Below are 17,391 nucleotides of genomic sequence, written 5' to 3'. Positions count from 1 at the left end.
TCTAACTTTTCAAATGAGGGTTTCCAAGAGGCAAGTCATTTTCTAAATGCTGATCAAATATATCAGTCAGCATACTGTCGTAGCGTTTAGCGTTATATTTTAAAAGCTGTTCCGATTCATTTGCAGTAATAAAACCCACTGCAACGGCATCTGCAATATGTTCCTCAAAAGTCAGCCCCTTAAACTGATCTTTCGATTCAGCTTTTTTAAACTTATCCCAAAGCGGCTGCAATGTTAGCAACATTTGGAAAGTTGATTCCATGCGTCCCATCACATCTGTTTCATCGGTTGTGTAATAAACATGTTTTTTCAATTCAGCCCTAAAAGAATTTTCTTTTAGCAGTAATTGAGCAACTTGCTGTTTGAGTTCATCCGATGGCTTTGTGACTGGTCGACCAAATGGGAAACTGATTAATTTCACCAATTTCGCAGCAATTTTCACAGGGAAATTTTCATAGAATCCAAAGAATGCTTCCTGAGCATTATAGAGAGCCTTATTTAATGCTAATTCTGCATGTTTTTGATCCGGCTCAGTTCTTTGTCCATGCTCATAATAATTAAGAATCGATGTTGCAATAAATAAATGGGCATGAATATCCGCTAAACGACCTGAAAGCATTTCCTTACGTTTTAAATCTCCAGCCAATATTCCCAATGCCATGTCTGCTGTCAAAGCAAAATCAGCACTCATCCGATTGATAATTGCATAATATGGTTTTGAGAAATCATCAGCTGCTGAAGAGCCCTCTTTACTGCCCCCTGTGAGACCAAATGCAAGCGCTTTAGCAGCACGATTAAAAGTATAAGCAAGATGTTTGAATAACAAGGTATTGAATTTTTTTAGAGCACTCGCTTTATTGTCTGATTGCAATAATTGCAGTTCTTCAAATAAATACGGATGGCATCTCATGGAACCTTGACCGAAAATCATCAAAGAACGCGTAAGAATATTTGCCCCTTCTACCGTAATTGCAACAGGTATAGATTAGTAGGTTAAAGCCAGAAAGTTACGTGGCCCTAGCTGAATCGCACGTCCACCAACGACATCCATACCATGATTAATCACTTTTCTCATGGTTTCAGTCGCATAATATTTTGCCATGGCTGTCATGACGGCTGGAGTCCCGCCCTGATTCAAACCACAAGTCACCATGTATCTAAATGACTCAAGCATATAGGCATCACTGGCAATATCACTGGTTGCCTCTTGCACACCTTCAAAATGCCCAACTGACACTTTAAACTGTTGTCGAACGCTAGCAAATGCACCCACTAAAAGGTAGCTCATCTCACCCGCAGCAGTGGCCAATGCTGGTAAAGAAATACCACGACCAACGCCTAGACATTCCATCAACATGCGCCAACCTTTACCTGCATTTTGTTGACCACCAATAATCCAGTCGATTGGAATGAAAATGTCTGTTCCTTCCACGGTTCCATTCATAAATGGCGCACCAGGATTATGGCGTGCACCTATTTTTATCCCCTCATGACTTGCAGGTATTAATGCACAGGTAATTCCATATTCACTTTTACTTTTATCACCTAATAGACCATCTGGATCGTACAACTTAAATGCCAAACCAATTACCGTTGCAATCGGTGCAAGCGTAATCCATCTTTTAGAAAAATTCATTTTTAGACCAAGAACTTCTTGTCCTTGATAAGCCCCATAACAGACTATACCTGTATCTGGAATTGCTCCCGCATCAGAACCAGCTTCTGGACTGGTTAAGCCAAAGCAAGGAATTTCTGTACCATTTGCTAAGCCGGGTAAATAACGTTGCTTCTGTGCAGTTGTACCGTAATGGAGTAATAGTTCACCGGGACCAAGCGAGTTGGGCACCATACAACTCACTGCCGCAGTCAATGAACGTGATGCTATCTTGCTCATAATGCGGCTTTGAGCAAATGCTGAAAATTCTTTTCCCCCAAATGATTTTGGAATGATGAGTCCTAAAAAACCTTTATCTTTAATAAACTGCCAAACTTCACGAGGTAAATTTTTATCTTTGTGGTGAATTTTCCATTCATCAAGCATGGCGCAAAGTTGTTGAACTTCATTGTCTATAAAAGATTGTTCTTCTACAGAAAGTTTTGGATAAGGATATTGATCGAACTTTTCCCAATCAGGCGCTCCCATAAATAATTCTTTTTCCCACCAACTTGTACCTGCTTCCAAAGCTTCTCTTTCTGTAATACTCATGCTAGGCATTGCTTTGGAAAGAATATTAAACGCAGGTTTAGCAATTAAAGCTTCACGTAATGGTGCAACAAGTAAAATAATACTCATTAAAATGATGGGAATACCAACCACTAAACTCCACGGTGTAATAAAAATCGCGCAGAGAATCGCAGTGGCGATAGCAACAATACTACCAATTGTTCGATTGAGTTCGAAATAAAATACAGCCCACAACACAACAAACTGAATCAACAAGCTAAGCAATATCAATACGAGAGTCATAGTTACTCCTTTGCCTTCAACTTGAACTGAGAAAAATGATTTATTTGAATGACTTCATGTTTGAACTTAGATGGAAATAGGTGAAAAAAGCGTGAATTTTTATTCTACAGATCAGATTGATTTTTTTTAAATTCGCTACTAAACATTACACAACCGTATCAAGATAAGACATCTTGCGAAAGTTGTTATTGCAAGTTTATCCGGTTTACTACTACAGCGAGGCTTTGTTGTACAAAGGTTTGAAAGACAATGCTACCGTAATTGAGCTAAATTCAAGTCACAACTTGGGTATGAGGTCGACCAAATACTGTGAATTTATTCAAAACTGCTACACGTGCATAAATCTCATTCACCTGACTAGGAAAACTCCTTGCTGTTAATTTATCAACTAATAATTTGATGCAATGCATTTTGGTTTCCACTAAACTTCTATGATGATAACCAGACCATTTTTTCCAAAGTGACCTACCTAGCCGTTTGACTGTTTTTAATAATTCATTCCTCTCTCTAAATATCTCAATTTCTTATCTTTCCAAAGCTTTGCATTCTTCCTAGGTGGAATGACTGCATGTGCATCTCAATCTAAAATGACTTGTCGGCAGTGCTTTGTGTCATAAGCACCATCTGTATAGACTGAATCAATTCGTTCATCCAATGGAATTTGATCAAGCAAATCACCAACACCTGTGAATCACTCACATTGTTTGTTGTGAGCTGAAATGCTCGTATTTGATATGAAGTTTGCGCCATTAGCGACGATATTCAGTATCAAAATTATAAAATTGATTCTATTCTCGATAAAATAGTTTTATATAAAAAGACCACGTCAAGGGGATGACGTGGCGAAAAACTGAAATATATAACTAACTATACACAGCATATAATCAAGCTATGTATTAACTTTTCGCAATGTTATCGAGTAGCTCTGGTTCCAACATAAAGAAATCTCGTCCAAAATTTTCCAATGGAATATCAGAAAGGTTAATTTGGTATTCAATATCACCGTTAAAAAAACTTTGAGATTTTTGTATCGAACGTTCCCAACCGAATTCCTTGCCACATTGCTTGAGCAAATATTGATAAACCTTGGCATCATTGACTCTTAACAAGAATGCGTCATCAGATAACTGATGTATAGAGACATTTTCGGAATATTGCACATCAATCATGATCTACCTCCTAGAATGAATGACCAAGTGAATATTAGTTATCTTTATAGATAATTGCTTATTATTCAACCATTTTTTAATATTTATTTTTAGTTATTAAATATTTAAGTCATATTTTTGACATAAACAACAAGACTGGAAGCTAAATGGCGAAAATTGTCACTAATGCTAGTGAACCGTACCGGGTTTGTCGGAGACTTTTTTATTTAAGTTAGGCCACCTGACCTAACGGGTTAATCTTATCATAGTATATTGCTTCAAACTCAAAAGGCGATACATAACCCAGTGCACTGTGTACACGCGTTTTGTTGAACCAATCTACCCAGTTTAGTGTCGCAAGTTGTACATCTGCTAAACCTTGCCAATCTGCTTTTAGATATTCAATCACCTCTGTTTTGTATAAGCCATTCACCGTTTCAGCCAGAGCATTATCGTATGAATCACCAGTCGTACCGACTGATGCTCGTAAATTTGCAGCTTCTAAACGATTGGTATAGCGAATAGAAATATATTGCACACCTCTGTCGGAATGATGAATCACATTCTTTGGCATGCCCCGATCATGCAATGCTTGCTCCAATGCATCGAGCACCATATCTGTATTCATTCGTGTAGATACTTTCCATCCAACAATTGCTCGTGAGAACACATCAATAATAAAGGCGGTATAGACCCAGCCTGAATGAGTTTGAATATACGTAAAGTCAGCGACCTGAGAAGCATTGCTTCGCAAGGGTCAGGATGATCAGCTCTAAAATTCCGTTTCACCAAGTCAGGTGCTCGTTTTTGGTCATCTCGGCTACGGGTGGTTTGTTTATTCTTACCACGCCAAACACCTTGTATACCTAGCTTCTGCATCAATCGAGCAACTGTACAAAGTGCGATAACATAACCTTCACGTTTCAATTGTTGCCAGACCTTACGCACACCATACCGACCTGAACTTTCCTTCCAAATTCGTTTAATTTGTTCAGCATGATGCAAGTCATGTAAATCTCGCTTTGCTCGATGTTCCCTTGCGAAGCAATGCTTCTCATCGCAGAGATCTAAAGTTCGGTAATAGGTTGAAGCTGCGATCGGTAAAATCTTACAAATCGCATCAATACCATATAAGTCTTTATTGTTATAGATGAAATCCACCATTATTTGTGTGGGCGGTCGAGCTCCGCCTAGGCGAAAAAAGCGGCTGCTTTACGTAGAATCTCATTGGCGCGTTGCAGTTCTTTATTTTCACGTTCGAGTTGTTTGATACGTTCTTGGTCTGACAGCTGCTGTACTTTAACTGGATTTTGTTTATCTAAATATTTTTGATACCAAACACGTAGTGTTTCAGGAGTACAGCCCTTGCGCAGTATACTGCTCAGGGAGCAATAGCGGTGATCGCAGCCCAATTCGATGGATAATCTTTTTCAGATTCAATCAATAATTGAACCGCTCTTTCTCTGATTTCAGGGGTATAGTTTGATTTTTTCATTGGAGTAGTCTCTCAGAATATTGACTCTCCGACAAACCCGGTACGGTTCAACTTGCTGGTACAATTTCAATATCCAAAGTACGATTTGAAGTGCGTTTCAGATTCTCTAGACCTTGATCTAATTATCTTAAATTGAGTACATCTTGTTCTTTGAATGGCAAAGCTGAATAAAGTTCTAATTTTGAAGGTTGTTCGTTTTGTCTAATGATTTTATGTAATCGACCTAGTTCAAGTTGTAGCTCTAAAATACCTGTATTCAAGTCTTGTGGTTGAGCTGTAATTTGAGTCGTAATCATGCCCTTTTTGAGCAATTCATTTTGGGAATATCGGACTAAATTTTGTAAGCTTTGCGTACCGATACACTTACCAATAATTCCTTTTTTTTCATTATTCAATGGTTTTAATAAATAGGAGAAATCTTTAGCCTGATATTGATTGTCATGATTATTTTTAATTGAAAGTGTAACTTGTTTAATCGGAAAACAAGGTGCTTCTTCTACAACAATATCTTTGACTGTGTAACTGTTCGATTTCTTTTGTTGAGGGCTGACTTGCAGATCTTGCTCTAAAAGTTGGTTCTTTAGCTCATTTAAACGTTGATCTTATCTAATCACTTCTGGAAGTGAAATATCTTCTAACGCATAGCTATAAATTGGAATGTAGCTCAGTACGCATCCCAAAAATATTTTTTTATTCATCTAAATTATTTAATAGAGATCAATCTAAATTGATACGAAATTTATACACAAGCTCCATGATAAGCAATAAACAAAATGAAAATCATTATCAAGTGCATATTTATTATACAGACTCGTATGCTCTATTTAATTTCGTCAAAAATTTAAACTCCTTTGAGCTGACTATAAATAAAAAATAATCTTAGCCATAATAGAAGGAGAACATTGTTCTCCTTCTTTAATTTAATTAAAAACCTGAACTGACTGCTGCAACCCTTTTTAGATATCTTGAACATAAGTGAGATCATGAGATTGTTGATGCTGCTCTAGTTTTGATTAATCTGTATAGAACTCATCAACAATATTAAGCACTCTTTTCCTCCCACCTCAAAGTAGGAATTGCCATAGCCTTGAGAAACTATATGATTCAAAGCCTTTTAATTCTAATCAATTAACTTTGCCCTCAAGTAACTGTTGATTAAGCAAAGTTTTTGCTTGTGATTGTAACTGTTCAGCCTTTACTGCTTTTCCTGCAACCGACTCAGCTTGGTCATTAAAATAACTAAAATGAGACTTTTCATTTTTCTCTGCAAATTTTAATGCCACAATTTGATTTTGATTAAATGCATCGCTCCATGCCCCCTTGACTGCACTCCAATACGCCGCATTGTTTTTCCAATAATCATAAGCAGGCTTAAAGTCATAACCTTCGACTTTGTTATATCGGTTAAACCCAAGTTCACGTGCCAGTGCCGTATTGGTTTTACTATCGAATTTAATATTGTCTTGCTCGTGTACCCAACCTGTTGCTGTGAGTGCATGACGATTGATACCAATGATTACATCATAATCATTACGTGTGGTATGTTCACGGCGTGGCAATGGGCGGTAGGTTTCATTGGATACCCATTCAACAACACCATTGTCTTTTATCCATTTTCCTAAACCAGCATAACGGGGTGAATCATCAACTTGCCATACTGTTTGTAACCATTTACCGCTACTTTCAGCTTTTTTTAGATCAATGCTTTTCCAGCGATAGTCACCAATATAGCTCCACATTTTAGTAGGTTCGTATTCCCAATCTTGACGCCAGTGTTTCACTACTTGCCCACCTGCAACCAAGATATGTTGTAATGACACTTTACTAGGTGTGTTTTCTAAAACAATGACCGTTTCATGTCCACTTGATAAATCATCATCTTTGAGTTCATAACCTTGTTTAAGTGAATAGAGTTCTTCAAAACGAAAATCGACTTTGTACTCTCCAGCCATTTTCAAAATGGCTTGACGCGCTTGTTCCTGTGTCAGATTTTCATGTAAAGATTGCTGCTGTAATGCCTCAGCTAGTTTTATTGGCTGTTGTGCTGCATTTACACTTGTTATCCCCATCACAAATGCTGTAACCAAAACATAAGATAGCTTAAGTTTCATAAAAAAATCTCAATAAAATATTAAATCATTGATTAAATTAGATAAAACAACTTTTAAAAAATTAGCTGTACGTATCTTTTTGAAATAAACCTGTGGGGTATTGTAAATTAATATGATAATGATTACCATTTATATTATTGAATAATTTTCATTACTATTGAATGCTGTGAATATGCGACCTCCTCAATTTTCTTCTAGACCTAGTTTTTTATTTGCTTCCCTTTTAGCAGTAGGTTTAATGTCTCCATCGATTCACGCCTTCGAACAATCAGCAAATGCTAGCGCCAAATTACCACATTATGTCCTTGATACTATTGTGGTCACAGCAACACGTTCAGAAAAAAAATTAATCGATAGCCCAATCCGAACCGAAATTATCAGTGAAGATGAACTAAAACGAACCAATGCCATTACCTTAAAAGATGCTTTAGAAAATATCCCTGGGATTCTGCTCAGAGAAATTCATGGCAAATCAGGCTATGAAATTTCACTACAAGGTCTAAGTAGTGACCAAGTGCTGATTTTGATTGATGGTTTACCGCTTGCTGCCAGCACCAGTTCTACTGTTGATTTGGATCAATATTTAATTGGTGGCATTGAACATATTGAAGTGGTTAAAGGTGCTGCATCTGCACAATACGGTTCATCTGCGATGGGTGGTGTGATTAACATTATTACGAAGAAAGTTCAGGAAGGTATTTCAATTTCAAGCCAAATCGATATTGGCTCATATGGCAAACAAAATGCGGATGGAAAAAACACGTCCATCAACAATCACCATCAGAAAATCAGTATTGAAGCTGCAAATTCAAATTTGAAAGGCCGCATTATTGCAGATCAATTCAGTAATGATGGATTTGCAGTAGAACCAGAGAACTATGCACAACAAGGCGATGAACAGAAACGCCAACAATATGCCGTTTATGGTGCATGGCAAGCTACAGATCAATTTATGCTTTGGGCAGATTTCAATGAATACAAAGAAAAAGATCATCAACGCAGCCTACTCTTTGTATCTCCATTTAATCTAAAGCAATACAAAGTTGAAGATATTGAGCGCCAACGTTTTAGCGCAGGGTCTCAATTTAATCTCATGAACACTGCCAAAGTCGATTTAAAAGCAGTCCATGAAACATATGATTCCACTTCAGTGCAAACTGTAGATGGTTATTTATCTGCATTGAGAAACTCAAAACAAGAAAATAATCATCTCAGCTCACAACTCACACTCCCTAAATGGCAAAAACAAAACTGGCAATTGGGCTATGACTGGCATGAAGAAAAACTAGAGCAGAGCAACAATGGTAAGTTTGAGATGCAAGGTGGTAGCGTTAAACGTGATCGCCATGAATTCTATGTTCAAAATGATTTCAATTTAGTCCCAAATCTCGATGCAGTCATTGGTTGGCGTTTCCAAAATGATGATGATTTTGGTGACCACAATGCCTTTAAACTCAGTACTAAATACCGCTTTTACGAGCAAAATGATCTCTTGGCAGATTTACGCTTAAGTTATGGTCAGGGCTACCGTGTTCCTAATCTCAAAGAACGCTTTTATTCTTTTGACCATAGTCACTTAGGCTATATCGTGATTGGTAATCCGAATCTAAAACCAGAGTCATCGGATAGCTATCAACTGGGATTAAGCCTTGTTCAAAATGATCGCTGGAATGCTGACTTCAACCTATTCTGGAATGATGTTAAGGACCTCATTCAAACAGACTTTGACAACGCAACAACACTGAATGGTATTACTCAATATAGCTATAGCAACGTTGCCAAGGCTGAAACCAAAGGCTTTGAAAGCTCAGTTAAATGGAATCTGACCCCCTATCTTTCGCTCAATGGTGCCTATACCTATACCGAAGCCAAGGATAAAACCACAAATACACTTCTAACACGACGTCCAAAACATATTGCGCGCTTAGGGGCTGATTATGCCTTGAATGATCAGTTAGACCTGACTCTACGTAGTCGTTACCAAAGCGATGAATACGGGGACGGTGCCAATCAAAAACAATCACCGAGCTGGATCACTCTTGACTCACAAGTTGACTATCGCATCAACAAATATATCAGTGCTTTCGCAGGCATCGACAATATATTCAATGAACAACGTAATTTCTCTAACGCAGTAGATTACCGACCTATCGCAGGACGATATACCTACATGGGGCTGCGCTTTAACTGGAATAGCAATCTGAAATAATCTTTAAAGGATCACTCAACAATGTCTCATTTAAATTTAGCTAAATTATTTGCACTAAGCACGCTAAGTACCTTACTGATCGCCTGCGGTGGCGGTGGTTCATCGGATAATGGTGGAAATAGCACACCACCCGCAACCAAAACAGATTTATTTACGCTGAAAAGCAAACAATGGAGAGTGACTCCCAGTGCCAACAATTCCTATTGTTATGATATTGACACTCAAACCGAAATTTCTTGTACAACTGCTGAATGGGATTTGAAATTTGCCATGGGTACGCGTACCCCACTGCTTTTTTCAAACAGTGGCGTCAGTGGCTCAGGCAATGGTGGTGTGCTTTATTCACCCTTTGATGCGACTTGGGAAAATCTATCTAAAGAACTGGATGCAACGCAAAGTGGTAGCTTACCAGCGCAGGCTTGGAGTGTAGATGCGTATAGCAATGCATTTATGGATACAACTTCTGGCAGTAACAGCTTTTTCGAATATGATTTATTTGGTGATCATCGGATGTCACCAAATTTCAAAACATTCTTAGTCACAACCGATTCAAGCTCTAAAAATGTAGTCGGTACTTATGAGAAGCCAGTTTTCGCTGTGCAGATTTATAATTATTACCAAGGCACAACTTCTGGTTATATCTCGATCCGTTATATCAATACCCAACTTCCTCATGATGTAAAAACCTTAACCATTGATGCAACCCAAGGCTGGAATTATGTCGATCTCAGCACAGGAACAACCACCAAAGGTGCAAATGCAAAGTGGCAATTGGCGTTTAACCGTTATAACGTACAGCTTAACCAAGGTATTGGTAGTATGGTGACATCACAGCCAGCAGGCTTCTATGGGGCAGACGGTAAACCCGTTACCGATAAATTTAAAGACAGCAATGCTTACGTTACAACTGAAGCAGATCTAAAAGCGGCAGTATCAACAACAAATGTAAAATGGGGTTCTAATAGTATTACTTCTATTTTAAATCCAGCTTTCAAAGGCACCTACCCGCAAAAATTATCGTATGGTTGGTACAACTACTACCCAACATTAGCTGCCGCTCAAGCAGATGGCTTGCAGGCTGCGCATATGTTGAAAGCAAATACAGATAGTGCAACGGTTATTAGAGGAAATAAAGGCAATAGCTACGCACGTCTGCATCTTAAAGAAGTTAAATACGCAGATCCAAGTAATGCATCAAGTGCAACCACATGGACTTTCGAATTAGATGTCCAACCTGCAAAATGAGCCATAAAAAACGGAGCATTGCTCCGTTTTTTATTTAAGATAAATACTACCTATTTATTATCATTCAGGGAACACAGCATTTATAAATGAATGCAACTTACTTTGATAGAATGAGTAATGAAAAAACTTAGTGTTATTTTTTACGATACGTCTACATCGCATATTTTTTTTTCAAACACCTGTGGAGTATTTAACATGAAAGCGGGTATCGTCCCCTGTTCATAAATGATCAATTTAAAATCTTACACTTTACAGAAAATAAGTAACCGTATTAACTAATGCTAATGGACAACAACTATCTATATTTTTTCAATAAATATGTAGTCTATTTTATATTTCTGGAAAAATGATCTATCGTGCATATAATAAACAGAAATAAGATTTTTTAATTTCTTAAACTCAGTTTTCATTTTTATAAATCAATTTTTTGTTTAATCAAAATAGACCTCTTGCGAAAGTATAAAATCGTTTATACTATTTTCTATGAGATATGAAAATTTAACACGATTTAATGATGAAGAATTTAAACGTTTAGTTGGGGTTCCTCGTCCTTTATTTTCTAAAATGATGACGATTTTAGAAAATTCTGAGCGCGCCAAGAAAAAATCTGGGCGTCCGCATTCTTTAACTTTAGAAGATCAATTATTATTATCTTTGAATTACTTACGATCATATAGAACACACCTAGAATTATCAGTTGATTATGGTATAGCTGAAAGTAATGTTAATCGCACGATTCAAAAAGTTGAAAATGCCCTGATTCAATCTCGATATTTTGCTTTACCTAAACGAAATCAACATGTGGCAAATGATGATTTTGTAATCATAGATTTTACAGAATCACAAATTGAACGTCCCAAAAAAACAAAGAAAATTCTATAGTGGGAAAAAGAAGAAGCATACATTAAAAACACAGGTTATTTTTAGTCCAAAATTAAATCAAATTGTGAGTATTCAAGTTGAAATAGGGACAATGCATGATCTTAAAATAGCTCGAAAATATGCTAAAGAATTTGCCAATTTTACATGTGTTTTGGGGGATTTGGCCTATAAAGGGTTCAAAGAAATAAAGAGTAAGTTATTAATTCCAATTAAAAAACCAAGGAAAATGAGCTTACCGAAAGAAGCTAAGCAAATCAACAAGGAAATAAGTCGTCGTCGAATTCCGATTGAACATATCAATTCAAGACTTAAAGTCTTTCGTATTCTGAGTGAACGATATAGAAATAGACGAAAAAGATTCGGATTAAGAGTAAATTTAATTTCTGGGCTTATCAATTGCATGATCAAAAAATAACTTTCGCAAGAGGTCTAATATTTTAAAAGAATTTGAAGATAAAGGCTTTATTCACCGATATAAAAGAGAAGACAACCAAGCAATTTTTTCATTTAAAAAAGGCTCTGATATTATTAGAATTACATGTAACGTAAGTAACAGCTAAAAAGTAAACATGTATGTTATTTAAATTAATAAATAAAATACAATCACTTATGGTGATTTTTTTATTTTTTACGCATGTTTAATTGCCTAAATACACTTATGTAAAAAAAATTTATATTAGATTCACCTACATATTAAAATAAAAATTACATCTTAAATCAAATTAAAAATCTATCTGATAAATACAAATTTCACACAATATCTTTCTCCTTAAAAATAGACACAAAATATAATGATTGTATATAATAATATATGATAAAACATCATCATAAAAATTTTTAATATTATTAAAAATTTTACCGTTTTATTAAAGATTCATTAAATTCAATATTAATAAGTAAAACATTCTATACTTCCCTTTGGCTAACTATTAATTTTAAAGTGGAATAGAAATTTGAATTTTTAGCCCTGTCTGGGTTTCCTTATCAGTAAAGTCGAAATAAATTTTTGCATCAAGTCTCTTCGAAATAGCATTGACAATTGATAGCCCTAAACCTGATCCAATCTGATCATTTCCTAATATTCTATAAAAAGGATCTAAAACCCTTTCCCTTTCAGCGACAGAAATACCTGGGCCGTTATCTTGTATTTGTAAAATCATTCTATTATCACGTTGAATTATGGATAGATCAACACGGCCACCTATTGGTGTATAACGGATTGCATTGTCCACTAGGTTCTTGACAATCATAGTGAGGTCTAGCTCATTCGCCCAAATTTGAACATTAAGTTTTCCTTCAATTCCAATATCAATTTGCTTAGCTTCTGCTAATGGCATCAAATCTTCTAATACCTGATAATAAATATTTTGAATAGGTAGCAATGTTTTCATAAATTCAGGATTAGACTGAACTTTAGCTAAAGCAAGAAGCTGATCCAACAAATTCCGCCCCCTATTTACCCCCTGTCTTAATATTTGTAATCGTTCACGAGCTAGTTCAGACATCTCAGCTTCTGACAATCGTTCAGCTTGTAATGAAATAGCCGTCATTGGTGTTCTTAATTCATGCGCTGAATCTGCAACAAAACGACGTTGAGTCTCCATTGACTGTTCTACACGTATAAACAGTGCGTTGATTGCAATAATGAAGGGACGTACTTCTGTTGGTAAATGTCTACTTTCAATAGGACGTAAGTCATGTTCAGCACGTTGGTCTATTTCTTTTGAAAGTGTAGAAATAGGCTGAAACATGTTCCTAACTAAATGAGCAACAATAAGTAGCAATATGGGCATAAGAATTAAAAAAGGCATTAATGTACGCAAGGCACTATCATATGCAATTTCATTCCGTAAACTAGAAGGTTGGGCAACAACGATACAATCTCCATTGGAAAGAGTCTTGACTAACATTCGGAAGGACTTCCCTTTAACCTCCTGAGTATGTAAACCATCAGACATTATTTCAGATATAGGAAATTCTACATCTATATTTACAGGGCGATTAGCTTTAACGTATTGGATAATGACTTGAGATTCTGCATCATTTCCTTTGAGATGAGTCACAGATGTAACATTAGAAGATAACTGTTTTTGCTCTATGAGCTGTACAACTTGACGTAAAATATCATCTTGTAATTCATGTGCTTCATCAAATGCGAATACAAATGAAAATACTCCTGCAATCAATGCAACAATTAAAATAGACATCGATAAAGTAAAAGACAATTTTAATTGGACTGAACTATTTAGACCTTCTTTGAAACCATCCATCCAGCCCCCCTAACATTCTTAATTACCTCGCTTCCCAACTTACGGCGCAATGTATGTATTAAATACTCGATAGCATTACTTTCAACCTCTTCCCCCCAACCATATATTCGGTCTTCCAACTCGGCACGAGATAGAATCGCGCCTGGTCGAAATAGCAAAGCATGAAGCAAAGAAAATTCACGGTTAGACAATTGGATAGGTATACCATCTTTAAGAGTTGCTTCTTTGGTCCTTAAATCAAGTGATACTAAACTATTACTCAGTATTGATGTCGTATTCCCAGCCTTACGACGAAGTACGGCTCGAATACGTGCAAGTAATTCTGCCATTTCAAAGGGCTTTAAAATATAATCATCTGCCCCACTATCTAGTCCAATCAGTCGATCATCTAAGCCATCACGTGCTGTAATAATTAATATAGGGATCGGATTATTTTCGGTGCGGATACTCTTTAAAACATCAAGCCCATCCTGACTTGGTAAACCTAAATCAAGTAAAATAACATCATAGTGCTGGCAACCTAATGTTGTTAGTGCCACTAAACCATTTTTTATCCAGTCCACTGCATAGGATGCATCTTTCAGAGCCCCCTGAATTGCTTCACCAATCATGAGATCGTCTTCAATTAGCAAAACTCTCATTTTATCTCCACCTAATGATTAGCTAGATAGTCAATAAAGAATCAATATAATCATCAGAACTATTTCTAGCTGTTCTTGAACCAACCCAATCTCTGACTTATGTAAATCTTTAGCGCTTTACTTGGAACATATCAAAAGTTTTTAATAAACTTGCTATCGCAACTTTACAATTTTCCTGATTAGGTTTGTCAGCTCGAAGTGCTGATAATGATTTATCAATCTCTTTATCTATTACATGCCAATCATCAGCTGCTCGTGGCTTTAGCCCTGCTTCAGCTGAATCCCAAGATAATTCTAAATCTTTAATTCGGGTCTTCGCTGCCGCTAAATCACCTTTATCAACAAGCGCACTAACATCAACTGCAATATTACGAAATGCTGACAAGTCTCCTAACTTAGATGATGCGTTAACTTGTGATGTTTGAACAGTCGATGTATTGATATTCACAGTATCAGATGGTTTTGAGCAACCAGCCACGAAGATCAGAGTTAAAGTGGATATTATTACTGCTATAGGGTGAATTAATGAAGACTGTGTTTTCATGATTTTTTACCTTTAAAGTTAATGATTGGTCTGCATTGGTTGGTTTTTGTTTATATTGGTATTCAACTGAGCTTTAAATACCAACATGCCAATAATTGAAAGAAATAAAATACTTGTCCACATGGCTCCAATACCTAACCCACCATAAATTTTATCTTGTGTTAGAAAATCACCTAAAGCTGCACCAAATGGTCGAGTTAGAATATATGCAACCCAAAAAGTTAGCACTGCATTTGCTCCCATACGCCAAGCCGCAAAGCAGATCCCAATTAGTATTCCAAAAATGATAGCCCCCCAAATGAAGCCCAAACCTAGAGCTTCAGTTGCTAAGTCTCCTGCGGCTGTCCCAAGTGCAAAAGTGCACAGGATAGCGGCCCAATAGAATAATTCTCGCGGACGTGTAACTATTTCGTGAATAGATAGTGTATGTTCAATTCGATACCAAATAGTAAATATCAATGTAAGTACAATACTGAAGATAGATGTACTTAGATATAAACTGACATTCAAACCATCTGTTAGCAGATCTGTAATTTGTGTTCCAACAATGCTTACTAAAACCACAGTCAGCCAATAGATCCATGGAGTATTACGATGTGTATTTAACTGAATAAATAAAGCTATAAGCAAAAGAACGAACATAATTACACATGTTATATTCTGCCCTAAGCCAACATTGACAGCTAAGAAATCAGCTCCAGTCTCGCCTACGGTGGTAGACATGATTTTAATAATCCAAAAAGATAACGTGATCTCTGGAACTTTATTTGACCAGTCACTTGCACTAGTTAGTTGTAAGTTACTCATGGTATATACCAATATAAGCGGATCTACAGCTAGTTTAATGACTTTAACTTAGCTAAGACTTAGCTAGGCATTTACTTCTAACTCTTAAATTCTTAAAACATCCTAGATTAGATTTTCTGTATGCTCTACAAGAAATCTAAGAACATGCTTAGGTACTATTTATGAAAAATTGGATTCTATTTGCCTTTATATCGATGATTTTTGCAGGTTTTACTTCTGTAATTGCGAAACAGGGACTCACAGGTATATCAGGAGAACTTGGTTGAACCGTACCGGGTTTGTCGGAGAGTCAATATTCTGGGAGACTACTCCAATGAGAAAATCAAACTATACCCCTGAAATCAGAGAAAGAGCGGTTCAATTATTGATTGAATCTGAAAAAGATTATCCATCGAATTGGGCTGCGATCACCGCTATTGCTCCCTGAGCAGTATACTGCGCAAGGGTTGTACTCCTGAAACACTACGTGTTTGGTATCAAAAATATTTAGATAAACAAAATCCAGTTAAAGTACAGCAGCTGTCAGACCAAGAACGTATCAAACAACTCGAACGTGAAAATAAAGAACTGCAACGCGCCAATGAGATTCTACGTAAAGCAGCCGCTTTTTTCGCCCAGGCGGAGCTCGACCGCCCACACAAATAATGGTGGATTTCATCCATAACAATAAAGACTTATATGGTATTGATGCGATTTGTAAGATTTTACCGATCGCAGCTTCAACCTATTACCGAACTTTAGATCTCTGCGATGAGAAGCATTGCTTCGCAAGGGAACATCGAGCAAAGCGAGATTTACATGACTTGCATCATGCTGAACAAATTAAACGAATTTGGAAGGAAAGTTCAGGTCGGTATGGTGTGCGTAAGGTCTGGCAACAATTGAAACGTGAAGGTTATGTTATCGCACTTTGTACAGTTGCTCGATTGATGCAGAAGCTAGGTATACAAGGTGTTTGGCGTGGTAAGAATAAACAAACCACCCGTAGCCGAGATGACCAAAAACGAGCACCTGACTTGGTGAAACGGAATTTTAGAGCTGATCAGCCTAATAACTTGTGGGTTGCTGACTTTATCTATATTCAAACTCATTCAGGCTGGGTCTATACCGCCTTTATTATTGATGTGTTCTCACGAGCAATTGTTGGATGGAAAGTATCTACACGAATGAATACAGATATGGTGCTCGATGCATTGGAGCAAGCATTGCATGATCGGGGCATGCCAAAGAATGTGATTCATCATTCCGACAGAGGTGTGCAATATCTTTCTATTCGCTATACCCATCGTTTAGAAGCTGCAAATTTACGAGCATCAGTCGGTACGACTGGTGATTCATACGATAATGCTTTGGCTGAAACGGTGAATGGCTTATACAAAACAGAGGTGATTGAATATTTAAAAGCAGATTGGCAAGGTTTAGCAGATGTACAACTTGCGACACTAAACTGGGTAGATTGGTTCAATAAAAAGCGTGTACACAGTGCACTGGGTTATGTATCGCCTTTTGAGTTTGAAGCAATATACTATGATAAGATTAACCCGTTAGGTCAGGTGGCCTAACTTAAATAAA

At 36.8% G+C, this 17,391-nt stretch carries 10 protein-coding genes, 5 pseudogenes and 2 other annotated features; of the genes and pseudogenes, 4 read left to right on the top strand and 11 right to left on the bottom strand.

The genetic code is table 11. The features are described 5' to 3' along the window. Nucleotide 1: 1 nt before the first annotated feature. The 7 genes and pseudogenes from ACN19N_RS06155 to ACN19N_RS06125 form a co-directional block, all read right to left on the bottom strand. Nucleotides 2–2,467: pseudogene (locus tag ACN19N_RS06155) on the bottom strand (acyl-CoA dehydrogenase). Between the two features lie 272 nt (nucleotides 2,468–2,739). Then, nucleotides 2,740–3,199: pseudogene (locus ACN19N_RS06150) on the bottom strand (IS5 family transposase); the annotation flags it as partial. A gap of 164 nt (nucleotides 3,200–3,363) precedes the next feature. Further along, nucleotides 3,364–3,636, bottom strand: a complete 273-nt coding sequence (locus tag ACN19N_RS06145) for a hypothetical protein (protein WP_004662783.1) — start codon at nucleotides 3,634–3,636, stop codon at nucleotides 3,364–3,366. Between the two features lie 211 nt (nucleotides 3,637–3,847). Then, nucleotides 3,848–5,110, bottom strand: a pseudogene (locus tag ACN19N_RS06140) (IS3 family transposase). Beyond that, nucleotides 4,708–4,821: a sequence feature (AL1L pseudoknot), on the bottom strand. It overlaps the preceding pseudogene by 114 nt. A gap of 122 nt (nucleotides 5,111–5,232) precedes the next feature. Next, entirely contained in the window at nucleotides 5,233–5,505 is a 273-nt protein-coding gene (locus ACN19N_RS06135) for a POTRA domain-containing protein (protein WP_420002201.1), read from the bottom strand. Nucleotides 5,506–6,066: 561 nt separating this feature from the next. Further along, nucleotides 6,067–6,224: pseudogene (locus ACN19N_RS06130) on the bottom strand (hydrolase or metal-binding protein); the annotation flags it as partial. 10 nt (nucleotides 6,225–6,234) lie between these two features. Next, nucleotides 6,235–7,221: a DUF6607 family protein gene (locus ACN19N_RS06125; protein ID WP_420002200.1), complete on the bottom strand. Its 987-nt coding sequence runs from the start codon at nucleotides 7,219–7,221 to the stop codon at nucleotides 6,235–6,237. A gap of 172 nt (nucleotides 7,222–7,393) precedes the next feature. On the opposite strand from ACN19N_RS06125, the gene ACN19N_RS06120 reads away from it, so the two are divergent. The 3 genes from ACN19N_RS06120 (at nucleotide 7,394) to ACN19N_RS06110 (ending at nucleotide 11,972) form a co-directional block, all read left to right on the top strand. Continuing rightward, nucleotides 7,394–9,430, top strand: coding sequence for a TonB-dependent receptor plug domain-containing protein (locus tag ACN19N_RS06120; RefSeq protein WP_420002199.1), 2,037 nt, complete (start codon nucleotides 7,394–7,396; stop codon nucleotides 9,428–9,430). A 21-nt stretch (nucleotides 9,431–9,451) separates the two neighbouring features. Then, nucleotides 9,452–10,675 (top strand): HmuY family protein, encoded by a 1,224-nt coding sequence (locus tag ACN19N_RS06115; protein WP_420002198.1) that lies wholly within the window; start codon nucleotides 9,452–9,454, stop codon nucleotides 10,673–10,675. Nucleotides 10,676–11,158: 483 nt separating this feature from the next. Further along, a protein-coding gene (locus ACN19N_RS06110; protein ID WP_420002197.1) for an IS5 family transposase occupies nucleotides 11,159–11,972 on the top strand; the annotation gives its coding sequence in 2 pieces (ribosomal slippage) (nucleotides 11,159–11,545 and nucleotides 11,547–11,972; 813 coding nt in all). Nucleotides 11,973–12,492: 520 nt separating this feature from the next. Here the strand turns inward: ACN19N_RS06110 and ACN19N_RS06105 are convergent. The 4 genes from ACN19N_RS06105 to ACN19N_RS06090 all read right to left on the bottom strand — a co-directional run bounded on the left by ACN19N_RS06105 (nucleotide 12,493) and on the right by ACN19N_RS06090 (nucleotide 15,819). After that, a complete protein-coding gene (locus ACN19N_RS06105; protein ID WP_269228201.1) occupies nucleotides 12,493–13,827 on the bottom strand; it encodes an ATP-binding protein in 1,335 nt (444 codons plus the stop codon). Beyond that, nucleotides 13,803–14,468, bottom strand: coding sequence for a response regulator transcription factor (locus tag ACN19N_RS06100; protein WP_269228202.1), 666 nt, complete (start codon nucleotides 14,466–14,468; stop codon nucleotides 13,803–13,805). Before ACN19N_RS06100 ends, ACN19N_RS06105 begins: the two co-directional genes overlap by 25 nt. A gap of 109 nt (nucleotides 14,469–14,577) precedes the next feature. Then, a complete protein-coding gene (locus ACN19N_RS06095) occupies nucleotides 14,578–15,012 on the bottom strand; it encodes a hypothetical protein (RefSeq protein ID WP_269228203.1) in 435 nt (144 codons plus the stop codon). An 18-nt stretch (nucleotides 15,013–15,030) separates the two neighbouring features. Then, nucleotides 15,031–15,819, bottom strand: a complete 789-nt coding sequence (locus ACN19N_RS06090) for a hypothetical protein (protein ID WP_420002196.1) — start codon at nucleotides 15,817–15,819, stop codon at nucleotides 15,031–15,033. Nucleotides 15,820–16,132: 313 nt separating this feature from the next. Here ACN19N_RS06090 and ACN19N_RS06085 point away from each other — a divergent pair. Next, nucleotides 16,133–17,381 (top strand): annotated as a pseudogene (locus tag ACN19N_RS06085) (IS3 family transposase). Then, nucleotides 16,422–16,535: a sequence feature (AL1L pseudoknot), on the top strand. (Overlaps the previous pseudogene by 114 nt.) Nucleotides 17,382–17,391: the final 10 nt, after the last annotated feature.

The organism is Acinetobacter sp. LF10 (assembly GCF_048585715.1).
Taxonomy (GTDB): Bacteria; Pseudomonadota; Gammaproteobacteria; order Pseudomonadales; family Moraxellaceae; genus Acinetobacter.
Note: the sequence above shows the minus strand (reverse complement) of the source record. Positions and strands in the feature narration are given on the sequence as shown.

What these genes read in the sequence shown, in the direction of transcription:
- ACN19N_RS06115 (WP_420002198.1), top strand. Translation starts at nt 9,452, where the DNA reads ATGTCTCATTTAAATTTAGCTAAATTATTTGCACTAAGCACGCTAAGT.
- ACN19N_RS06125 (WP_420002200.1), bottom strand. Translation starts at nt 7,221, where the DNA reads ATGAAACTTAAGCTATCTTATGTTTTGGTTACAGCATTTGTGATGGGG.
- ACN19N_RS06100 (WP_269228202.1), bottom strand. Translation starts at nt 14,468, where the DNA reads ATGAGAGTTTTGCTAATTGAAGACGATCTCATGATTGGTGAAGCAATT.
- ACN19N_RS06120 (WP_420002199.1), top strand. Translation starts at nt 7,394, where the DNA reads ATGCGACCTCCTCAATTTTCTTCTAGACCTAGTTTTTTATTTGCTTCC.
- ACN19N_RS06095 (WP_269228203.1), bottom strand. Translation starts at nt 15,012, where the DNA reads ATGAAAACACAGTCTTCATTAATTCACCCTATAGCAGTAATAATATCC.
- ACN19N_RS06105 (WP_269228201.1), bottom strand. Translation starts at nt 13,827, where the DNA reads ATGGATGGTTTCAAAGAAGGTCTAAATAGTTCAGTCCAATTAAAATTG.
- ACN19N_RS06090 (WP_420002196.1), bottom strand. Translation starts at nt 15,819, where the DNA reads ATGAGTAACTTACAACTAACTAGTGCAAGTGACTGGTCAAATAAAGTT.
- ACN19N_RS06145 (WP_004662783.1), bottom strand. Translation starts at nt 3,636, where the DNA reads ATGATTGATGTGCAATATTCCGAAAATGTCTCTATACATCAGTTATCT.